Below are 20,464 nucleotides of genomic sequence, written 5' to 3' on the forward strand. Positions count from 1 at the left end.
CAGTCTCACATAGAAGAGGACACCGACCTAATGAACGACAGAATGACCTAATGAGCGAGCCCCATCACATCCATGCACCAAGCGTTCTCATAGGAAACCTCTTCCCATTGCTTGTAACGCCCGGATAGACCGCCGTGACCGGCCTCGACCTCAATCTTGGCCACCGCGTCCACGCCGGCGGACTGCAGACGGGCCAGCCATTTGAGCGGCTCGACGTACAGCACGCGGGTGTCGTTCATCGAGGTGGTAATGAAGATTCTCGGGAATTGCGCGGCGGCGAGCGCGCCGGTGGCAGCCCCATCAGCACTGCCGCCACCGGCAGCCTCGTCGTCGCCGCCCTCGAGCACGGTGACCGGCACATTCTCGTATGGCGTGTACGACTTCATGTACTGATACACCTCAGGGTCATGCAACGGGTCTCCCCATTCGTCCCATTCGGTGACGGTCAACGGCAAGTCCGGGTCAAGAATGGAGGTCAACGCGTCCACGAACGGCACATCCGCCTCAATACCGGCGTAGCATTCGGGCGCCATATTGGCAATCGCGCCCATCAGCAGGCCGCCAGCGGATCCGCCGTTGGCCACGGTGCGCCAAGCATCAGCCAAATGCGCCTTCTGCAGCGCGCGTGTGGCGTCCACGAAGTCCTCAAAGGAATGCTTCTTGTTCAGTCTGCGCCCCTGTTCATACCAGGCACGTCCCATTTCGCCGCCGCCACGAATATGCGGCACGGCGTACAGCACACCGCGATCCAACATGCTCAGACGAGAGACCGAGAACCCCGGATCGGAGGAAATCTCGTATGCACCATATCCGGTAATGAACATCGGCGAATCCTGCGCCGGGCAATCGCGGTGCCAGACGAGGGAAACAGGAATGCGTTCGCCGTCGCGCGCGGTAATCCACACACGGCGTTCCATGTAATCGCGTGGATTGAAGTTGCCCAACACGGTGGCTCGCTTCAGCAGCGTATCTTCACCGGTGGCGGGATCGATTTCGTGCAGCTCGCCCGGGCGGGTGTAGCTGGCGAACGAGTAGCGCATGCGCGGCGCCTCATACGATGGGTTGCCGCCGACGCCGATGGTGTACAAGCGCCGGGTCTCACCGGGCAGGTGGTCGTCGCTGGCACCATCGGAAGATGACGTGTGATCCGTGGGGGCCTCATCTTCGGTCCACAAGATTTCGCCATGATCGCCGGTGAAGCCTTCGCGATCGGCGGCAACCATGTCCCAGTCGTCCTCCAGGGCAGGCGGCAGCAGTTCCGTAAACCGCCACGGCCGTCCGGCCAGGAAGTCGGCGGCAGCCGCGCTCTTGGTCATGTATGCCACGTGCGGCTGGCCGTCGGCACGGTAGCTCAGGGACACAAAGTTGCGATGCAACGCGATGCCTTCGATGCCCAGACCGTGGGCACCCTGCAATATCGCCGGATTGGCGGCGTTGAAGTATGCCTCGGTAATCGGCTTATCCGGCTCACCATGTTCACAGCCGTACGGCGACCCGGCGGCAATGCACACGCCTTCGCCGAGCCGGTACGGCGGCTCATGGCCACGCATGTCAATGACGTCGATTTCGAAATTCGGATTGGCGGCGTTGTGATAGACCACGGCGAGTGGCACATCCGCACCGTTCTCCCCCACGCCTTCAAAACAGGCAAAGCTCACATCATATTCAATATCGTTCTGACGTGGAATGAAGGCTTGGAATTCGCCTTCAGGCGTGGCCACCGGCAGCATCAGCACTTCGGTGGTGGTTTTGGAACCGGTGCCGATCACGATATTGCGCTCATCAAAACTGATGCCGACGCCCACCCAGAACCGTTCATCGGTTTCTCGGTACACGCACACATCCGATTCGACCGCCGTGCCAACACGATGCCGCCACACGGCGAGCGGCCGCCAGGAATCGTCCAATTCCACCCAGAACACCCATTGGCCGTCCGGCGTGAAGCATGCGCTGCCAATGCCGGTGAACTGTTCGGGCAGTTCGCTGACCGGCTCCCCGGTCTCCAGCCCGGCAAGGTCGCGAATGCGGAAATCATATCGTTCGTCTCCCGCAACATCCACGCCGTACAGCATCCAACGGCCGTCCTTGCTCAGATCCAAGCCGCCGAGCCGGAAGAAGTCATGCCCCTCGGATTCCTTGTTCGCATCAAAAACGACCTGTTCACCGGGCATGGAGCCGGGCGCGCCTTGCGGATCCACGACCGGCGGGTCCCAGTCATCGGCATCGCACACGGGGATGCGGCATTGCACGCCATACTGTTTGCCCTGCTGCGTGCGGGTGAAGTACCAGTAATCATTGACGCGCGTGGGAACCGACATATCGGTCTCTTCCACATGCGATTTCAGCTCTTCAAACAACGTATGCCGGAAATCCGCCAGATGCGCCATGCGACGCTCGCAGTACTGGTTTTCGGCAGCTACGTAGCTGCGCACATCATCGGAGTCTTTGTCTCGCATCCACTCGTAATCGTCTTCGAAAACGTCACCGTGGAATTCGCGGCGCTTCGGCTCGCGTTTGGCATAAGGCGGCATCGCGGCCGCGGCGTTTGTGCTCTCGTCAGTCATACCACGCGATTATAGGCGAGGCACCACACCGGGACGCATTCGGCGTTCATCACGCCGCGCTTATCGCAACACCGTCTTCAGATACGGCAGCATGGTCTTCAGAATGTTCGAGCCGGTGGTGCCGGTGAATACTGGTACATCGGTTACCGGAGTCGGCTGGGTCGAGGTGAGCCCCGTCACCGACGCCAATCCGGTTGATTCGCGCGGGCTCAACTCACGAATGACGATAGCCAGTACACGTCCGGGATATCTGCGGGCGATGGTGGCGTACGTGGTCGGGTCCTTCTGCCCGTCATCGCCCACCAGAATGAACTTCATGTCCGGGAAGTCGGCCATAAGTTGTTCAGCAAACTCAAGTTTGTGCTGGGGGCCGGTGGGCACGAAGGTCTTGGGCCTCGGGTCGAGGTCGCGCAGCAGCAGCGGGCCTTCGGGAAAACCATGGTCAGTGATGAAGTTGCGAATCGAACTCTCCACATTCCAAGGCGATGTCGAAAGATAGAAGAACGGTGCGCCGGGGAACAAGTCGGCGATGCGGGTGAACAGCACGCTCATGCCCGGCACGGAGGCTTTCTTCTTGGGGTCGAGGAACAGCAGGTTGTACGCGGCCTTCCATGGCACCGGGGCCTGCGTGATCATGATGGTGTCGTCCACATCGGAGATGATGCCGACTTTGGCACTGGCGGGGATGGTGTACAGGTTGGCGCTCACGGGTTTGCGGTTGGCCACGCTGTAGGAGACGCGATGGATGCCGGGCACCAGACGATGCTCGGCCACGAGGTCGAGGTATCCGGCGGAATCGGAGATGGCGTATTCGCTGCCGAGATCGCGCGTGCGGTCCACCTTGTCATAGACCTCGGAGACACCGATCTGCACGGTGTTCAGCGGCATGTCATCAATGCTGGCCTGCACGTGGGTGCGCGGCGCGGGCACGGCAAGCATGCCGCGGATGCCGCGGATCAGTTCGCCGGATTGCGCATGCTTGGGGGCGTATACCGTGCGGCAGATCAGGCGCGAGTAATCGCCGGTGCCATAACCCACATAGGGTTCCACTCGCGGATACCAGCCCCATTGGCGCACCACCTGAGTGGAGATGTGTGACCATACGCCGAACACGCGGGTGATGGCACGACGTATGAATCGGGTGATCGGCGGCTTGACCTCGATGCGCTCATGCTTGGAGGGGGTGTCGAACGTCGTGGCAGCCTTGCGTGCGGGAATCGGCACGGTGGGCATGTCATCGGAATGTTCAGCATTGCTGGCATTGTCGGCGCCATTGGCGGATGCCTTGACGTCAGAGACTGGCGCAGTGGCGGACAGCGCTGCATTGCGAGCAGCAGCATCCCAAGGCAGTCGCTTGCCTGCCGCCTCAAAATCCTCGCGTGGGCTTCTCATAGACACCAATATAGGCCATACACCTCATTTTCTTGGCTCCCCTCTCTGAGGGGAGCTGTCGCCATGGGCGACTGAGGGGAGTCCCCAACATATGGAAACTCCCCTCAGTCCGCTTCATAGCCAGCTCCCCTCAGGGGGGGGGAGCCATGGGTAGAACTACCGCACGACATTCGCGTATTCGTCGGCGCTCAGCAGCTCCGGCTCATCGTCGTCAAGCTCGACCTTCAGCAGCCAGCCTTCGCCGTACGGATCGCCGTTGACCACGGACGGGTCGTCCGCCACGTCACGGTTCACATACTTGACCGTACCCGCCACGGGGCTGATCAACGGCTGGACGGCCTTGGAGGATTCAAGCTCCACGATCTCGTCGCCGGCCTCCACACGGGCGCCAGGCTCAGGCAGATCCACGAACACAAGTTCGCCAAGCTGGTCGGCGGCGTATTCGGTGATGCCGATGATTGCGGGGTCGACCGAACGGTCCACCCACGCATGCTCCTCGGAGTATTCGAGATGGTCGGGAATGTCGAGGTTCAGCGGCTGTTCGTTTTCGTTGTCATCACTCATAGTCATAAGCCTAACCTATCTTCGCGGTCCGTCACAGCTCGCGACCGAGCCATTCCTCAATCATGTAGCGGGCGATGGTGGCGCGGCCCGGCGCCGCCATACGGCCGGCGATGAGCTCGGCCGTGTATTCGTCGCGTGTGACCCATCGCGCGGTCATGGTCTCCTCGCCGTCCACATGCACGTCGGTGGTGATTGCATGTGCTTTGAACGCCATCATCAGCGAAGCCGGGAACGGCCACGGCTGCGAGCCCAGGTACCGCACCTCGCCGAGCTTGATGCCGGTCTCTTCCATGGCCTCGCGGCGGCAGGCGTGTTCAAGGTTCTCCCCCGCCTCCACAAATCCGGCGGACACCGAATACAGCCTCGAATCATTCCATGCCGCGTTGTGTTGCAGCAGCAGACGGTCGTGCCCGTCCACGATGGCGGTGATGACCGCCGGCTCCACGCGCGGGAACAGCACACGGTTGCCGTCCGCCTCGTTGGTGCATCGCTGCGCCCATCCGGCGAGCGCCGGCCGGACCGCCGCGCCACAGGTGGGGCAGAACCGCTGGCGGCTGTGCCAGATGCTTAAGGTGATGGCACTGGTGGCTTGCCCAGCCTCGCGCGCGTTGGCGTGAGGGGCGAATCCGCGCAGGTCCACCCAGTCGAACCGGGTCACGGCCTGTTGCAACAGCGTGGGCTTCGGGACCAAGGGTTGTACGGGCGCGCCGACCGAATCATCGAAGGCATCGTCCGCACCTTGCCCGGCCGAATCCGGTACACCGAGCGGCCCGGCGATTTTGGCTGCGGCTACGCCGCCATTGCCCTTGGTATTTCCCGGCTGCCGTATTCCGGCGGCAGCACCTCCGCTGATGCCGTTCTTGCCCAGCGCGCCGTCCACGGTGCCGGAATCCTGGGTGCCGAGCACGCCGCCGGCAGCACCGGAAACATCAGCAATCCCGTCAACACCGGGAACACCGGCTTCCGGCACGCGCGTGATATCCACGGCGACCACGGATTCGCCGCGCGCCCCGACATAGGAGCCGAGGAACATGGCGACCGCTTCGGGGTAGCGTGCCAGTTCGGCGGACACATAGGCGCCCGGCAACGTGGCGAGCCGCATTTTCACGTTCTCATAGTCCACGAGCTCGCCTTGGCCGCGCGGTACGGCGACAAGTCCGCCGCGCGTAAGCACGACTTTGGTGGTCGGCTCGGCCAACAGCTCGTCGATCAGACCGGGTTCACCGCGCCGGTCCACCTGATAGTCGATGTCACCTTGCGCGAGCGGCAGGAACGGCAGCGCATGGGTCAGTGCCAGAGGTGAGAAATGAATGTCAGCGGTCATCGAGGTCTCCTATGCGTTCTTCTGCGCGCTCTGCACGCGCCTGACAAGCGAGAGCAGCGCCCGCGCCACGGTATCCGGATGTTCGACGGCGCTGAAATGGCCGCAGTCCGGAATGTCGATGAATTCAGCGCCGGTGATTCGTTCGGCGAGCGGACGCATCACGCTCGGGTTGCTGGAGGGGTCCAGTTCACCGGATACCACCAGGCTCGGCGCGCTGATCGTTTCCGGCACCGCCTCCAATTCGGGCCGGCCATAGGTCATGCGCTGACGCCAAGCCAGACCAGCCGGGTTCTGTTCGTTGATCCAGTCGGTCATGGTCGCGATGAATTCAGGAGTCTTCTTGACGGTGGAATCGCCATCGGCCGGTTGCGCGAAGTGCATGACCGGTTCGACCGAGTTCGTCTGTTCGGCGGCGTCCGCCATCTTCAGTCGGTTCTCTCCGCCCACACCGTCGGACGCGGCCATCGTGTCGCACAAGGCCAGTCCGGCCACCGTTTCGGGGTACAGGCGCTGGATGTCCATCGCCACGTAGCCGCCCATCGACAGCCCGACCCAGATCGCCTGCTCATAGCCGGCGGCCTTGATCAGGTCCACGTAGGCTCCGGCCAGGCGATCCAGCGCCTCGCTGTACGCGCCGTTGGCCATACGCGGGCCGGAATCGACCTCGCTGGGAACCGGGGATGCGCCGGAGCCGGCCATATCCGGCGCCCAAATCGGGAAGTCCGGCACATCGTTCAGGTCGGCGAAGTCGGCGAGCGCCTTCGCGCACACGTCCCACATGCGGTGGTCCACCGGGTAGGCGTTCATCAGCACCACCGGCACGCCTTCGCCATCGCGATAGATATGATTGGCCAATTCGATTGCCATTGTCGTTACTCCTTCACATTCACACCCCACTGGCGGAGCTGTCGGCTCAGTCGGCTGGGAGCGGTTTCAACGCGGACCGCCCTCCGTCGCCACGCGCCATCCCCACCAGCGGGAAGCAGAACAACTGTCAGATTCCGGCCCAGGCCAACGCCTGCCGCACGATGCGACCATGACCGTTGACCATCTGCGCCACGAACGTGTTCATTACGTCGCTCTTGGGATCCACCCATTCCACATCCAGCGTCTCGTCCTGTGGCTTGCAGTCGCCAGCGATAGGTACCACGTAGCACAGTGCGATGGCGTGCTGGCGCGGATCGTAGTATTCGCTTAGTCCCGGCGTCGGGAAGAATTCGGCCACGGTGAACGGCTGGAGCCCGACCGGCAGCAGCGGCAAGGCGATATCGCCCAAATCCTTGGCCACATTGCGGGCGATGGCCTCGCGCAACGTTTCGTGATACAGCACACGGCCGGTGATCAGCGTACGCTCGATCGACCCGTCTTCGGCGACGCGCAGCAACGAGCCGACCTGGGCAATGCGGCCCATCTCATCGGTGCGCACGGGCACGATCTCCACGTACGCGATGGGCATCTGGTGGCGGGCCCGGTTGATGTCGGCCGGTCCCAGCCATCCCGGCGGGTTGCCGTGGCCCGAACCGCCGCCGTGAATGAAGTCCTCGGGCGTGATGTTGTCGAATTCGCCGCGGCCACGGCCGGCATCGTAATCGCCCTCGTCGGGCACTTCATCATTCATGACTGGCATGGTCTCATTATCGCGCGCATTGATGAACATGGGCACAATTCACCGAAAAATTGTCTGTGAATTCTCAGCAAAGCGCCTCATCGCCTCCATGCGCCCGCAATCCATTCAGCTTGGGGCACAAACTTTTGCCGAAATGTTGGGTGGTGCTGGGAAACTGGTATACAGCATCAAGCACTGTGTTTGAGGAAGGAACTTCAATGGCCACCACCGCCATCACTTCAGCTGAGTTTGAGAAGACCATTACCGACAACGAAATCGTGTTCGTTGACTTCTGGGCCACTTGGTGCGGTCCGTGCCGAGCATTCGGCCCGATTTTCGAGGCTGCGTCCAACGAGCCGGAGAATGCGAACATCGCTTTCGTCAAGGTGGACATCGATGCCAATCAGGATCTGGCTCAGGCTGCCGGCATTCAGGCGGTGCCTACGCTGATGATTGCCAAGCAGGGCGAGGTCATTTTCCAGCAGGCCGGCGCGCTGCAGGCCTCCGATCTGGACGACCTCATCGCCCAGGCCAAGGCGCTGGATCTGGCCGCCGCCAAAGCGCAGCAGGCAGCGCAGGAGCAGCAGTAAGCCTTATCACGCTGCGGCAGCGGAAGCACGGAAAAAGACCATATATAGCGCTTCCTTGCACTGCTAGCTACTACATATGCCATCCGTGGCGGGTCGAACACCCACCACGGATTTTTTATTCATCCACTCAACGTCCTATGATGGAGAGCAGTGTGTACCCAACCAAGGAGCGCAATGTCGAAGCACGCTGAGCGAACCTCAATCGTCAAGACCCTATCTCGGGGTCAGTGGGCGAAGATCGCAGCGGCCGTAGCCGCAGTGGGTCTCATTGCCACTGCAGGCGTTATATCTCGCGACTTCTATCAGTCGAGCACCGCTACGCATCCCATCACCCCAACCTCATTCTCCGCCACCGACGGCGCAGCTTCCCGCTCGGCCTCCCGTGGTGCGCTCAAGAGCACCACCTACGTGACCGTCAAGGTCAACGGCAAGTCCCGCGTGGTCCTCGGCGAAAAAGACAACATGACCACCGTCAAGGATGTGCTGGAAACCGGCGATATCGTTCTCGATCCGGAAGATAGCGTGAGCCCAAGCCTGGATTCCAAGGTCACCGAGTCCACGGTCATTTCCATCGACCGCGCCAACACCACGGTGGAGACCACTGACACCGATATCGCTTTCAATGAAGTACGCAAGGAGACCTCGAGCCTGCCCAATGGCCAGGAGAAGGTCGAGACCGAGGGTGAGAAGGGTGTGCTGGAGACCACGTCTCTGGTGACCCGCTCCGGCGATAAGGTCGTCTCCTCCAACGTGTTCACCTCATGGGTCAAGAAGGCACCGGTCGACAAGGTGATTCTGGTGGGTACCGCCACCGTGTCTTCGCCCAGCGCCGCCAGCATCGGCACTACCACGCCGGCCGGCGAGATTCAGTCCTGGGCGCATGACTACCTGATTTCCAACGGCTACTCCGAGGCCGACTTCACCGCCGCCAACTTCATCATCAGCCACGAATCCGGCTGGAGCCCCACCGCCACGAACCCGTCTTCAGGTGCTTATGGCCTGCCGCAGGCGCTGCCGGGCAGCAAGATGGCTTCCGCAGGTGCAGACTGGCAGACCAACTACCAGACCCAGTTCAAGTGGTTTGTGAATTATTGCAAAGACCGCTATGGTTCGATTTCCGGCGCGTACGCGTATTGGCAGGCGCACAAGAGCTACTAAGCCAGCCAAATCAACACGCACACAACAGGTTCCGCGCCGCAAGGAGGCTGAGTGAAACCCGGCCCAAACGCCGAGCGAACTCATGCGCATGATGCCGGTTCCCAATCATCGGGGATCGGCATCAGCATTTCTGCGCCTTATCAGCCGAATAATAATTGTGTTGTCTATCTCTAACATTTTATAAAATGTTAGAGATAGACAACACAATATTCATATGTAATGTTAGAATGATCGAACAATGACAGTAATGTTCGGTATTACTAACATCCAGGTGGATCAATGAAAGCTTCTAGTATCATACGGTCGCCCCGTCAGCTCGCTATCAGCCTACGTGACGCACGCATCGCCAAAGGACTCACGCAGACAGCGCTCGCCCAACAAACCGGTCTCGGCCGTCCTTGGATCAACCAATTAGAACAAGGAAAAATCGAAAACGCCAGCCTCAGCCGAATCCTTGCATTATGCAACGCCCTAGAGGTCACTTTTACCGTGTCATACGAAGTGCCCTCCACACAGGACATAGCCCCGTACCCATCAGCGCATGCATCTCTCGCAAGCAATCAGAATACGTTCGCAGAAACATCAGATGCATTGAGCCAAACCAATACACCAAGCATGGCAAAACTGGCCAAGCAGATTGCGGAACAAGCGACCTCGTTACCATCATTCCAAGAGCAGCTCAAACAATATCAGCTTCAACTGAAATCCATATCTTCGCTGCCAGTGCGACAATATCTCGACACATTGCATGACCTATCCTCAGCATCCGACGCATATGACCTTACAGGGGCAGACGAACCGAACGACAGCGAGGAATACGATGACAAAAATCAAGATGCTTAACGTTTTTTTGGAAGGCATCCACTTAGGAGTCCTCCAAGAGGATCTTTTCGGCAATCATACTTTCACCTATGACTTATCAAGCCCCAGCAATGCGCAGTTATCATTATCGATGCCGCGCCGCGCAGCACCATGGAAGGGCATTGCAGTCGAAGCGTATATTGATGGGATCCTTCCTGATGACCCAGCAGTCAGGCAACGCATAGCACGTTTACATGGCGTTAATGCGCGCAATCCTTTTTCGCTACTCACCGCCGTTGGCCTTGACTGTGGTGGAGGGGTGCAATTCATTCCCGAAAAATCAGACTCTCTAATCACAGAAACGATTACGCCAATCAGCAAAGAACAAATCGGACAACGACTCGAAAAAATAACAGGGGAACAGCCGCCTTCCTGGCAAAGCCCCGATGAACATTGGTCTTTAAACGGCGCACATGACAAACTCGCCGTCAGATTCACCAATGGACAATGGTATGAGGCCGAAGGCAAAGCCGCCACTACTCACATCATCAAACCCGGAGTAAGTAGTCTGCACGAACAGGCATTCAATGAATACATATGTCTTAATACCGCAAAGAAACTCGGAATTCCCGTTGCACAATCCGACTATTGTCTTTTCGGCGGCATTCCGGCAATAGTCAGCGAACGATGGGATCGCATTGTCGACAACAGCGTCGCACCCGCAATCGTGAAGCGCATTCATCAGGAGGATTTATGCCAAGCGATGAGTGTTATGACCGACCAAAAGTATGAATCAGAGGGAGGCCCAGGAGCCACTGACATCGTGCATTTCATGCGCGACAATGGTTTGCCAGAGGACAGCGTACATCTTTTCTTCAAAGCGTTGGTTTTCAACTACATCATTGCCGGCGGAGATGCACATGCCAAGAATTATGCTATTTTGGAACCAATCGGCGGGACACCCCATCTTGCACCGCTATACGATATCGCATCGTATTTTGCCTACGATACACAGCGCAAAGAACGTAAACTTGCGATGCGCATTGGAGGAGAATATTCATGGGAACGTATCGATTTACGTCACTGGCATCGATTTGCCGAAGCATGTACAGGACAATCCGATTGGGAGACGCTCGGTAATATACTTCTCGAATATGCATTGAGCACATTGCCAGCATTCCTACAAGTTTCTGAGGAAGCTCTTGCACTGGCACAACAGCTGGAGCAATCCGCCACCGGCGAACAAACCGCAAATAAATTCGAACTGATTATGCGAATCCGTGACGGCATAGCGGCACAAAGCACGCGTATATTGAGCTGGTTCGCAACAGCAAATGGTGGAAATGCGCGCTACTGTTATTCGCGGTTCCTTTGACAATTAGGCTAGAGCACAATCACTTACGGCTTCGGCTCAACTTCCGGTTCCTTCTCCTGATCATCTTTCGGTTTCTTCTCCTGATCAGGCGCCGGGGCGCCTGTCCCCCTCATCGTCTGGTTGTTCTGCTGCTGCAACAACTGCTGCTGCCTTAATCGTGCATAATAATCATTCAGAGCTTTCTGCCGCGCTGCTTCTTGCTGAGCCTCAACAGCTGCGCTGTAGTTGGCCATGGACGTGTTGACTGCATCCATGGACGCAGTCAACGTGTTGACGGCATCCTGCATGGCCTTTACGTCAGTGCCCTGCTGGGACAGCACGGTATTGGCGTTGGCGATGTCGCTTTCCAGCGTCACTCGCGTTGAATTATCGTCGACGGCATACAGGCTGTTGTCCAGCAAAGTCTGTGCCTCGGCGATCTTGCCTTGCAACGCCTGCTGGGCGTTAGCCTGATCCTTAGTGTTCTTGCTGTCCGTCACGGCCTTTGCCGCGGCAGTAATCACAGTGGCGTTCTTCTTGGCGGTCTTGGTCTGGCTAGTGGCCGTCTTGGCATATTCCTTGAGGTCCGACGTAGAAGCTGAAGTCTTGCACTCCACCGCTTCCACGTTCTTTACCGCAGCAACTGCCTTCTTCAACGCATCCACGGTCGCGCCGTCAGCCACTTGATCAGCTGTAATGCTTTGAGCACTCTTGGCGTCGGCCAACGCCTTGGCCAGCGCCTTCTGAGCGGTGGAATTCTGGTCCACGGCCTCAGCACATGCCGTCAACGCATCCTGATGCAGCTGATGGCTTTCCTGACGCTGCTCGCTGGAACGCCAGTACCATACACCACCAATGATCGCTGCAATCACCACCAGCGCAGCAATCACCGAAATGATAATGCCCTTGGTCTTCTTCTTGCCGCCCTTGCCACCGCGAGGAGTCCCTGCCACACGGTCTTCTTCCGGCTCCTCCACCGGCTCGGGATTCTGTTCGATGGCACTGAAGTCGATGTTCAAATCGTCTATAGCACTATCACGTTGCGGCTTGGCTTCAGGAACCGGCGCAAAAAGCGGCAGCGTCGCATTGTCATCCCGCCGAGGCGACTGAGCGCTCTCCGCAGTATCAGGCGCCGCAAAAGTCATCGGGGCAGTAGCCACAGCATCGGAAGGGGAAGAGGCACCGCCATCAGTATTCGCCGCGCCCGCAGCGGGCCACTCCATTACTTCGTCAAAGCTGGGGAATGCAAATTGAGAGCCATCCGCAACAGCACCAGTACTGTTGCCGTCACCCGACGCAGCGCTGCCTGCGTTCTCGACAAACGAGATAGGCGGTATGTCCCAGCAGGTATCGACGATATCACCACGAGCCGGCGACGTAGAGGAACCAGATTCCGCGTTCGGTTCAGGGCGTTCGTCTGTTCCCATGCTCTTCTCATTCCTTTGCATCATTGAAGTCATTCCAAACTGTCAGTTTATACAGCCCCATGCCAAGTGTGCCAGCTGGTACTCAAGAACGTCACAATTCTTTACTATTCGATATACAGCCAGCATCATGCACCCAAACAACTCAGTCCTTTAACAGTAAAACCGTGCGGCACAGAAGCACCGCACGGTTCATATTGCAAGACAATAGGCAAACGCCGAAACTACTACTTGCGGCCTTCCTTCTTGCCCTAGCCCTTGCTCTTGGCGCCCTTATGAGATCTGCGCTTGTTGCCGTCCTCGTAATAGTAGTAATAATAGTTCTTCGAGTGCATCTTCTTCGGATCAGCGAAGTTGAAGATGAAGCCGAGAATCGGCACTTCGGCGGTCTGCAGAGCCGTAGCGGTGCTTCTCAGCTCCTTCTTCTCCACAACGCCCTTACCGGTCACGAGCACCAGACCACCGGCCATACGACCGAATACGGTGGCGTCGCTGGCCACGGACAGCGGAGCAGTATCAATAATCACGTAATCGTACTGGGTGAGGGCCTGCTCGACCATTTCCTTCATGAGATCGGAGTTCAGCAAGATGCTGGCGTTAGCCGGGCGCTTGCCGGCAGGCATGATGTGCAGGTTCGGCTTCCAGTACTTCTGGATGACATCGGCTGGGGACGCCTGGCGAGACAGCACGTGAGACAGGCCCACGTGGCCTTCGATGCCGAGTTTGTGGGCCACGGACGGGTGGCGCAGATCGGCGTCGATAAGCAGCACACTCTTGCCTTCCTCGGCGAGAGCCACGGCAACGTTGCAGGAAACCGTCGTCTTACCTTCGGACGGATCGGTAGAGGTGATGACCAGCAGTCGGCCATGACCCTGCGTGGCGGTGGTGGTAAGGAACGAAAGGTTCGTGCGAATACGACGGAATTCCTCGGCCTCGCTACCGGCCGGCTGAGCAACCACGACCGGGCGGCTGTCGTCAAGAATCGCAGCCTGCGGCACGGCACCCAGCGAAGAGGCGTGGGTCAGTTCGCGCACGTCATCGGTGGAGTCCACCTTGGTGTTGAGGATGTCCTTCAGCAGGGCAACGCCAATGCCTACGATGAGGCCGAGAATCAGGCCCGCGGCCAGATACAGCGGAATGTTCGGGGAGCTCTGCCCGGTAGGAGTCTGAGCCTTCTGCACTACCGTGAGCTTGATGGGAGAGTCGCTGGAAGAGGAGTTGTTGTACAGGTCGGAAGAAACCTGATCGGCCAGGTTCTTCGCCACGCTGTTGGCGATGTCGGCCGCTTGCTGCGGATCGCCGACTTCCGCCGAGATATCCACCATGAACGTGTTCGTGGGGTTCGTAGCGGTCACCACATCGGCAAGATCGGTCGTGGTCATATCCAGACCGAGGTCCTTAATGACGGGCTGGAGCACGGCTTCGGTCTTCACCAGTTCCGGATACGTCGTGATCTGGGTATTCAAATAATTGGCACCAGAGCTCATATCGTTGGTAGTCTGCGTCTCACCGGACTGACCGGCATACGTGGCGAACACTTCAGCCGTAGCCGTGTACTTCGGCGGCATGATGAATGTGACAGCTGCGACTGCAGCAAACACCACCACGAACGAGATAATCGCAGACGCGAGATGCTTGCGAACAATCTGCAGCAAATCAGCGATGGTCAATGTTCTTCCTTACCTCTTCGGGAAATTTTCACAGATGGTCTATAATTTAGCACCTACCGGGGAACTTCTCGAGCTTTTGTATCCTTGTGAACAATGACCAAAACCCTTGATACGACTGCAGAATAACTGTACACAATCGCAATCACAATGTACTCTCACTAAATATTTTGCGACAGCACTATTCCCTATTCCATATTATGAATTGAAATTGAGAATGTGATATATAAAATTGTAATTCAAATTATCATTCATTACAATCAAAATTGTCAATAATATTTATGCAGTGTGAAGGAGTATATTATGGCATCCTTGCTTCAAGGATTCGAATTTTGTAAGCGACTGCCAATTACTTGGTGGGAGTTTAAAAGTACTTCATGAAAGTGAACGGTTGACCGAACCCCCATCACCTCACCCACACATGCAACTGGTACAGTTCTCACGGAGGATATGGGAGGGAACCAAGTATGTCCACACCGAACAATACGCAGCTCAGCAACAAGTCAGTTCAAGAAAAACGCAGAAACTCCGGTCATTGCCCCGCGCTACAGCGTGGGGCAATGACCGAGACGCTGACTCGTATCACCATCACCCCATCAGACATGTTGGTGTTTGCCGCAGTGGCCATGCTGCCATTTGATGGCACAAAAATTGGCATTCCACTCCCCTATTGGACGCCAATCTCCCCCTGGTTGTTCACCCTGTACACAATCATCAACTGGCGATACTTGCGCGATACCGCACGCCGCTTCCTGCCGTTCTTCCTCTTTCCCCTGCTACTAGTGCTCACATCCGTATACGGCTGGCAGTCATATGGAATACACGCCAGCGCAACCGCAAAGTCATTCATCTCCATATTGTTAGGGCTGGCGTGCTTGGCTTCGCTCGACATCGCGATCCGCATTAAACGTGTACCTGTACGAACATTGTTAACTACGCTATTCACCGCATATGTAGTGGCATTCCTCATTGGGATACTGCAATATATCGCTTTGGAACGACATCTGAACTGGCAGCCAGTACGAGCATATTTTTGGGGTGCTCTGTATAGAAACTATGCGAGCGTTCGTCCTCAATTCATGTTCGCAGAACCTAGCTATATCGGCATGCATTTGTTCGGCGTACTCCTGCCAGTTTTCTGGCTGACCCGCGACCGCAAGATTGGCATATTGATACCGATATTTGCCGCTGGAGCAATTGCGATGGGCTCCGGCACCCGAATCATACTGGATACAGTGGTAGCTACATTTATCTGGCTGATAGCGACAATCAACTTCCACTCACGTAAGGCAACAGCTGGGTTCGTCGGTGCTTTAGGACTTCTTGGAGCAGGTGGGTTGAGCGCAATTATCATCAATCCGCGTCTAAACTCTTTAGTCACCAATGGATTACTTGCTGGTGACGGATCGATGAGTGCAAGAATCTTCCATATGCTCGCTCCCATGTGGTCATGGAAACATGATCTACCTCACTTCATGTTTGGATGGGGCGCAGGCAATATCTCTAATGCAGTGCGTACTGGTTACGCCGGTGCCCGCCAATGGTATGACGCCCATGGCGGTGCGCCCAATACCGAAATCGACGGTTTAGCAAATCCCCCAGCGGATACTTTCACAATGAGCATCTATGCCAGCTTCATTACCGAATTTGGTCTATTTTGCTTTTTGACCTTCTTGCTCTTGGTATTAGCACATGTAGCGGTCCATCATGGATGGAGCCGACGGAACATATGCTGGTTCATTCTTCTCGCATACCTATATATTCAGTTTGAATCATACGCATTCTATGCAATTCCACTGTTCATATGGGCTGTCTGCACAATAATGAATCGAGGAAAAAACAACATCAATTCTCTTTAGAATGCGAGAATCGCAATTCGCTACTCTCTATCATGCCGATAAAGAGTGCGCATACGGAATGATCGGTCAGGCGTTTTAGGATACAGATGCGGACGGTATCCTTTTTGATGAAAAGTGCGGTACACTCACCCATCTTTTCACGTACCAGGTCTAGGAAAACACCTGATATGAGCTAATTTTTGTTCCGCATTTCCCCTAACTCGATGGGAGATGATGGAACCATGACAAAAGGAACGAGATACACGCCAGAGTTCAAGGCGTCGGCACCGAACCGGCTGCATGTCGCCGACATCACCTACGTGCGCACGGCGGGACCGACGGGCTCGTGCACCATTCCGACCATGGCGTGCAGTACACCGGCACCGTCTACACCAGCCGGGTCAAGGAATACGGCATGCTGCCCTCGACCGGCACGCACAGCGCCTCGCCGACCTGCTGTTGGGTGATGCCGTGACTTACGCGCCGTTCGCGCAGTCTGGCGCCGCGTTCGACCAACGTTGCACGTCTAGATAGACAACGGGAAAGACAAAGACCTCGAAACATCTGTTATACTTATGGATACAAGCCCCGTGCTGACCGCTGGTTCCCATGTCACCGGGGCATTGCTTTACTCGTTCGCCTACGACGCCAAGGAGTCCCAAGAATGATTGACGTCCTCGCGCACAACCACGCTCCAGATGAAACATGGGTCCTCGAATGGCTCTCATCACCACGTCTCCAAACGTATCTTGACGCTTCAGGGAACAATCTGCAGCGCGCCCTCCGGTTGTACGAATGGAATATCAATCTTGGCCAGACCCTGATGAAGGACATCGCGTTCTTCGAAGTCGCACTACGCAATGCCTACAACAGAGAAATCGACTCGCGTTGGGACGGTACCAGGCACTGGCTGTTCGATGACGATTCACCTGTCAACATCCCTATACCACGACATAACAGAGCCGGACAGTCGTTCGACGCGAACGCATTGAACCGGACGAGCATTCGCAACGCCACACCCTCCCGTACGGAGACCATACAACCGGACAAGACGATCGCGAACCTTCCACTTGGATTCTGGGCGCATCTGACCTACAAAGCCCACGAAAGAATTCTGTGGATACCATACCTCCACCACGCGTGGCCCTCCGGGACGAATCGTGCGGACCTGAACGCTAAAATCCGTCTCATCAACGAGTGCAGGAACCGTATTGCGCATCATGAGCCGTTGTTTCACAATGCCGACGGGACAAGGAACCCGACCGTGGTTGATGGATTGGTTGTGGATTTGTTCCATGAACTCCTGCCACAAGCAGATGTCTTCGAACCCGATGCGCCAACCCCCGTCGAACTTTTTCTGCATTCCAGCCCACGCCCCTGACTCACTTCGGAACATTCGTCCCGCGGCCGTCCGCTGACGCGATTCTGTCTTCCCTTACAGCATGGATTGACCGATATCCCGAATCAGTCAATTCAATCAAACCACAGCAGAAAGGGGCTGGTGACGTTTTCTTGGATGAGGTTGGTCACGGAAGAAATGGGATGAGGCATACAGTCGGTCTGGGAACGTAGAATTCAGAGGGAAGAGAGACCACAGACTAGAGGAGAATTGTGAGCGAGAAGAACCAGGCCACGGAGAACAACGGCGGTATGAGCGCCAAACACAGCGCACCGGCACATGGCGGATTCTAGTGGTGGTTGCAACACCTGAGGTTTGAGCGGCCTTCCATGGTCACGTTGTCGGTTGTTGAGGTTATCACGCGGCGTCGAGCAGTTCGATGATCTTCTCGCTTGGTTTCATGAACCCGAGGGTTTTGCGTGGCCGGTCGTTGAGTTCCTCGGCGACCGCGTCGAGGTGGTCCTCCGGGTAGACGGATGGGTCGGTGCCTTTGGGGAAGTACTGGCGCAGGAGCCCGTTGGTGTTCTCGTTGGTGCCGCGCTGCCACGGGGAGTGCGGGTCGCAGAAGCAGACGGCCATGTCCAGCGAGGCGCCGATCCGTTTGTGCAGGGCGAGTTCCGCTCCCTGGTCCCAGGTCAGGCTGTTGCGCAGGAGTTTGGGCAGGTGCTGCATCTTGTCGATGATGGCCTGCCGGGCGTGTTCGGCGTCGTGCCCGTCGGGCAGGTGCGGCAGGATCGTGAACCTGGTGGTGCGCTCGACGAGCGTGCCGATGGCGCTTTTGTTGCGGCTGCCGGTGATGAGATCGCCCTCCCAGTGGCCCGGGACCGCCCGGTCCTCGATCTCCGGGGGCCGCTCCGAGATCATGACCATGGGTTCGCGGAAACGGGGTTTGCGGCCTTGGCCGCCTCGGGGTCTGCGGGCGGTTCGCCCCTGCCTCATGGCGCGTTTCGGCTCCTGCCTGAGTTCGCCCCTGGCCTGCAGGTAGATGGCCTGGCAGATCGTCTCGACGCTCGCGTGCATATCCCCATTATCCGGGAGGTCCGGCCTCGGCCGGTTGGCTATCTGCTCCGGGCTCCAATGCCTGCGCAACCCGGCGGCGATCTCGTCCCACAGTCGCGTGCCCTCGGACGCCTTGCGCGGTTTGGGGCGTTTGAGCCGGTCCGCGGCCTTCTGCCGGGCGCGGCAGGGCTCGTAACCGCCGGACTCGGGATTCCCGTCGCGCTCGACCTCGCGGCCGACCGTGCCGGGGTCGCGGCCCAGCAGGCGGGCGATGGCGCGGACCGAATCGCCCAGACACAGACGGTCCGCGATCTGGATGCGCTCCTCCTGGCTCAGGTAGCGCGGATGGAGGGTCCTGGGTTTGTCCATGGTGGAACGATACCGGTCCACCAGGGGTTTCTCATTCCTTCCCGTGGCGCGCGTCCTGCCGTTGCGCCACGCCTTGCCGGTGCGTTTCGAGACGCCGACCGCGTGCGCGGCCTGGGTGAAGTTCATGCCTTCCTCGTCCAGCAGGCGCACGTACTCGGCGCGTCTCGCCTCGCACATCAGCTTCCTCGTCGGATATTCGACGCCGTTGAACGCCCAACGGTGTTCCCCGCCACGGTCTTCGTCTCGGTGGCTTCTGGCCACCTGACCCTCCTTGCGGTAGGTCAGGTGTTGCAACGATCACTAGAACTCGCCCATCACTTCATCGGCCATAACGGCTATGACGTGCTGAAACTCCCCTTGGGACCGGAACGGATCTTCTTCCAGCTCGTCATGGCCGGCGGCGGCAAGGTCGGCGCGGTCATCTTCTTTTCCATCTCCGCATGGTTCTTCCTCGACAGGGAGCAGACCATCAAATCCAACCTGAAACGCGTGTGGATCATGGAACGCGAGCTCCTGTTCTGGAGTCTGTGCCTTGTAGCGTTCTACCTCGTGTTCGACCGAGCCGATCTCAGTATGAAACTCATGGTGAAAAGCGTCATGCCGTTGAGCATGGGCGTATGGTGGTACGCCACCGCCTACGCCATATTCCTGGCGCTCCTCCCCTTCCTGGCCAAGGGACTGAAGGCGCTCGGACGCGAATACCACCTCGCGCTGGCCACGACCGTGCTGGTCATATGGGGATTGACCAGTTTCATCCCCGGAATGATAAAAATTAATGATGGTTTCTTCGGATTCATCTACCTGTTCATTCTGATTTCTGCTTATAAGTGGTATATGGAACCGTTCACCACCAAGCAGGTCTGGCTGACGACCGGCATCAGGCTCGATTTTTTCCTGTTGTACACCTGCGTCTCCATAACATTGTCGCTGCTTAGGCACGACATGGGAATATACATCACCGGTGATTGGCGGTTACCCGTCATCATGGTCGGCTTCGGCATGTTCCTGCTGTTCGGCCGCGTCACCTTCCACAATCGAACCATCAACCGAATCGCGCAATCCGCGTTCGCCGTGTACCTGATCACCGACTACGCTGCTTCAATGAAACTGCTCTGGGCACGGCTGCTCAATCTGCAGAACCTGTACCAGCAGCCATTGGCAATCCTGCAGATCCTCGGCATCCTGCCGGCGATCTACGCCGTATGCACTCTGCTTGACTTCATCCGCCAAGCATTGTTCGCAGCCACTATCGACCGGCGTCGCGGGCACTGGTTCGAGCTGCTGTGGGACAAAGTCTCCATCCGAGTGCACAATCATTCGCGCACGCCGATGACCGATTCATCCGACACTCAAGCCCGCTGAAAAACGATGAACCATCATTGATTAGCTGATAATCCGCGCGACCGAACCTAGAC

17 protein-coding genes are annotated in these 20,464 nt (G+C 57.7%); 8 read left to right on the forward strand and 9 right to left on the reverse strand.

The window, feature by feature from the left end; all coding sequences use genetic code 11:
- Positions 1 to 47 precede the first annotated feature (47 nt).
- From BLIJ_RS10740 to BLIJ_RS10765, 6 genes are all read right to left on the reverse strand, one after another.
- Positions 48 to 2,564 (reverse strand): S9 family peptidase, encoded by a 2,517-nt coding sequence (locus tag BLIJ_RS10740; RefSeq protein ID WP_012578340.1) that lies wholly within the window; start codon positions 2,562 to 2,564, stop codon positions 48 to 50.
- Between the two features lie 60 nt (positions 2,565 to 2,624).
- Positions 2,625 to 3,956, reverse strand: a complete 1,332-nt coding sequence (locus tag BLIJ_RS10745; protein WP_014485115.1) for an App1 family protein phosphatidate phosphatase — start codon at positions 3,954 to 3,956, stop codon at positions 2,625 to 2,627.
- A 156-nt stretch (positions 3,957 to 4,112) separates the two neighbouring features.
- Entirely contained in the window at positions 4,113 to 4,526 is a 414-nt protein-coding gene (gcvH, locus tag BLIJ_RS10750) for a glycine cleavage system protein GcvH (RefSeq protein ID WP_012578342.1), read from the reverse strand.
- A 25-nt stretch (positions 4,527 to 4,551) separates the two neighbouring features.
- The gene (gene nudC, locus BLIJ_RS10755) at positions 4,552 to 5,844 is read right to left on the reverse strand and encodes an NAD(+) diphosphatase (RefSeq protein WP_012578343.1); all 1,293 of its coding nucleotides are present in this window, start codon (positions 5,842 to 5,844) and stop codon (positions 4,552 to 4,554) included.
- A gap of 9 nt (positions 5,845 to 5,853) precedes the next feature.
- Positions 5,854 to 6,711: an alpha/beta fold hydrolase gene (locus BLIJ_RS10760; RefSeq protein ID WP_012578344.1), complete on the reverse strand. Its 858-nt coding sequence runs from the start codon at positions 6,709 to 6,711 to the stop codon at positions 5,854 to 5,856.
- A gap of 127 nt (positions 6,712 to 6,838) precedes the next feature.
- The gene (locus tag BLIJ_RS10765) at positions 6,839 to 7,501 is read right to left on the reverse strand and encodes an NUDIX hydrolase family protein (protein ID WP_013140295.1); all 663 of its coding nucleotides are present in this window, start codon (positions 7,499 to 7,501) and stop codon (positions 6,839 to 6,841) included.
- 167 nt (positions 7,502 to 7,668) lie between these two features.
- Between BLIJ_RS10765 and trxA the strand changes: the two genes are divergently transcribed.
- From trxA to BLIJ_RS10785, 4 genes are all read left to right on the forward strand, one after another.
- Complete coding sequence (gene trxA / locus BLIJ_RS10770) at positions 7,669 to 8,040, forward strand: thioredoxin (protein ID WP_003828388.1); 372 nt, start codon at positions 7,669 to 7,671, stop codon at positions 8,038 to 8,040.
- 174 nt (positions 8,041 to 8,214) lie between these two features.
- Complete coding sequence (locus BLIJ_RS10775; protein ID WP_012578346.1) at positions 8,215 to 9,198, forward strand: resuscitation-promoting factor; 984 nt, start codon at positions 8,215 to 8,217, stop codon at positions 9,196 to 9,198.
- Between the two features lie 279 nt (positions 9,199 to 9,477).
- Positions 9,478 to 10,041 carry a helix-turn-helix domain-containing protein gene (locus tag BLIJ_RS10780; protein WP_012578347.1) on the forward strand — a complete coding sequence of 188 codons (564 nt, stop codon included), beginning with the start codon at positions 9,478 to 9,480 and terminating at the stop codon, positions 10,039 to 10,041.
- A complete protein-coding gene (locus BLIJ_RS10785) occupies positions 10,019 to 11,374 on the forward strand; it encodes a type II toxin-antitoxin system HipA family toxin (protein WP_012578348.1) in 1,356 nt (451 codons plus the stop codon). Before BLIJ_RS10780 ends, BLIJ_RS10785 begins: the two co-directional genes overlap by 23 nt.
- A 23-nt stretch (positions 11,375 to 11,397) precedes the next feature.
- Here BLIJ_RS10785 and BLIJ_RS10790 read toward each other — a convergent pair whose 3' ends face one another.
- Together BLIJ_RS10790 and BLIJ_RS10795 are read right to left on the reverse strand one after the other, a co-directional pair.
- The gene (locus BLIJ_RS10790; protein WP_077323796.1) at positions 11,398 to 12,804 is read right to left on the reverse strand and encodes a hypothetical protein; all 1,407 of its coding nucleotides are present in this window, start codon (positions 12,802 to 12,804) and stop codon (positions 11,398 to 11,400) included.
- Between the two features lie 224 nt (positions 12,805 to 13,028).
- Positions 13,029 to 14,447: a tyrosine-protein kinase domain-containing protein gene (locus tag BLIJ_RS10795; protein WP_012578350.1), complete on the reverse strand. Its 1,419-nt coding sequence runs from the start codon at positions 14,445 to 14,447 to the stop codon at positions 13,029 to 13,031.
- Positions 14,448 to 14,911: 464 nt separating this feature from the next.
- Between BLIJ_RS10795 and BLIJ_RS10800 the strand changes: the two genes are divergently transcribed.
- The 3 genes from BLIJ_RS10800 (at position 14,912) to BLIJ_RS10805 (ending at position 17,663) form a co-directional block, all read left to right on the forward strand.
- On the forward strand, positions 14,912 to 16,303 hold the full coding sequence (locus tag BLIJ_RS10800) for a hypothetical protein (RefSeq protein ID WP_012578351.1): 1,392 nt from the start codon (positions 14,912 to 14,914) through the stop codon (positions 16,301 to 16,303).
- A gap of 325 nt (positions 16,304 to 16,628) precedes the next feature.
- A complete protein-coding gene (locus tag BLIJ_RS15400; protein ID WP_014485118.1) occupies positions 16,629 to 16,757 on the forward strand; it encodes a hypothetical protein in 129 nt (42 codons plus the stop codon).
- Between the two features lie 189 nt (positions 16,758 to 16,946).
- Positions 16,947 to 17,663, forward strand: coding sequence for an Abi family protein (locus tag BLIJ_RS10805; RefSeq protein WP_012578352.1), 717 nt, complete (start codon positions 16,947 to 16,949; stop codon positions 17,661 to 17,663).
- Between the two features lie 375 nt (positions 17,664 to 18,038).
- On the opposite strand, the gene BLIJ_RS10810 is transcribed toward BLIJ_RS10805, so the two are convergent.
- Complete coding sequence (locus BLIJ_RS10810; protein ID WP_014485119.1) at positions 18,039 to 19,310, reverse strand: IS30 family transposase; 1,272 nt, start codon at positions 19,308 to 19,310, stop codon at positions 18,039 to 18,041.
- Between the two features lie 24 nt (positions 19,311 to 19,334).
- Between BLIJ_RS10810 and BLIJ_RS10815 the strand changes: the two genes are divergently transcribed.
- A complete protein-coding gene (locus BLIJ_RS10815; RefSeq protein WP_012578354.1) occupies positions 19,335 to 20,411 on the forward strand; it encodes an acyltransferase family protein in 1,077 nt (358 codons plus the stop codon).
- Positions 20,412 to 20,464 lie beyond the last annotated feature (53 nt).

This window comes from Bifidobacterium longum subsp. infantis ATCC 15697 = JCM 1222 = DSM 20088 (assembly GCF_000269965.1).
GTDB classification, from domain to species: Bacteria; Actinomycetota; Actinomycetes; order Actinomycetales; family Bifidobacteriaceae; genus Bifidobacterium; species Bifidobacterium infantis.

Bases quoted from the DNA above. Each gene is read 5' to 3' on its own strand.
- BLIJ_RS10740 (WP_012578340.1), bottom strand. From the start codon at position 2,564: ATGACTGACGAGAGCACAAACGCCGCGGCCGCGATGCCGCCTTATGCC.
- BLIJ_RS10745 (WP_014485115.1), bottom strand. From the start codon at position 3,956: ATGAGAAGCCCACGCGAGGATTTTGAGGCGGCAGGCAAGCGACTGCCT.
- gcvH (WP_012578342.1), bottom strand. From the start codon at position 4,526: ATGACTATGAGTGATGACAACGAAAACGAACAGCCGCTGAACCTCGAC.
- nudC (WP_012578343.1), bottom strand. From the start codon at position 5,844: ATGACCGCTGACATTCATTTCTCACCTCTGGCACTGACCCATGCGCTG.
- BLIJ_RS10760 (WP_012578344.1), bottom strand. From the start codon at position 6,711: ATGGCAATCGAATTGGCCAATCATATCTATCGCGATGGCGAAGGCGTG.
- BLIJ_RS10765 (WP_013140295.1), bottom strand. From the start codon at position 7,501: ATGTTCATCAATGCGCGCGATAATGAGACCATGCCAGTCATGAATGAT.
- trxA (WP_003828388.1), top strand. From the start codon at position 7,669: ATGGCCACCACCGCCATCACTTCAGCTGAGTTTGAGAAGACCATTACC.
- BLIJ_RS10775 (WP_012578346.1), top strand. From the start codon at position 8,215: ATGTCGAAGCACGCTGAGCGAACCTCAATCGTCAAGACCCTATCTCGG.
- BLIJ_RS10780 (WP_012578347.1), top strand. From the start codon at position 9,478: ATGAAAGCTTCTAGTATCATACGGTCGCCCCGTCAGCTCGCTATCAGC.
- BLIJ_RS10785 (WP_012578348.1), top strand. From the start codon at position 10,019: ATGACAAAAATCAAGATGCTTAACGTTTTTTTGGAAGGCATCCACTTA.
- BLIJ_RS10790 (WP_077323796.1), bottom strand. From the start codon at position 12,804: ATGATGCAAAGGAATGAGAAGAGCATGGGAACAGACGAACGCCCTGAA.
- BLIJ_RS10800 (WP_012578351.1), top strand. From the start codon at position 14,912: ATGTCCACACCGAACAATACGCAGCTCAGCAACAAGTCAGTTCAAGAA.
- BLIJ_RS10805 (WP_012578352.1), top strand. From the start codon at position 16,947: ATGATTGACGTCCTCGCGCACAACCACGCTCCAGATGAAACATGGGTC.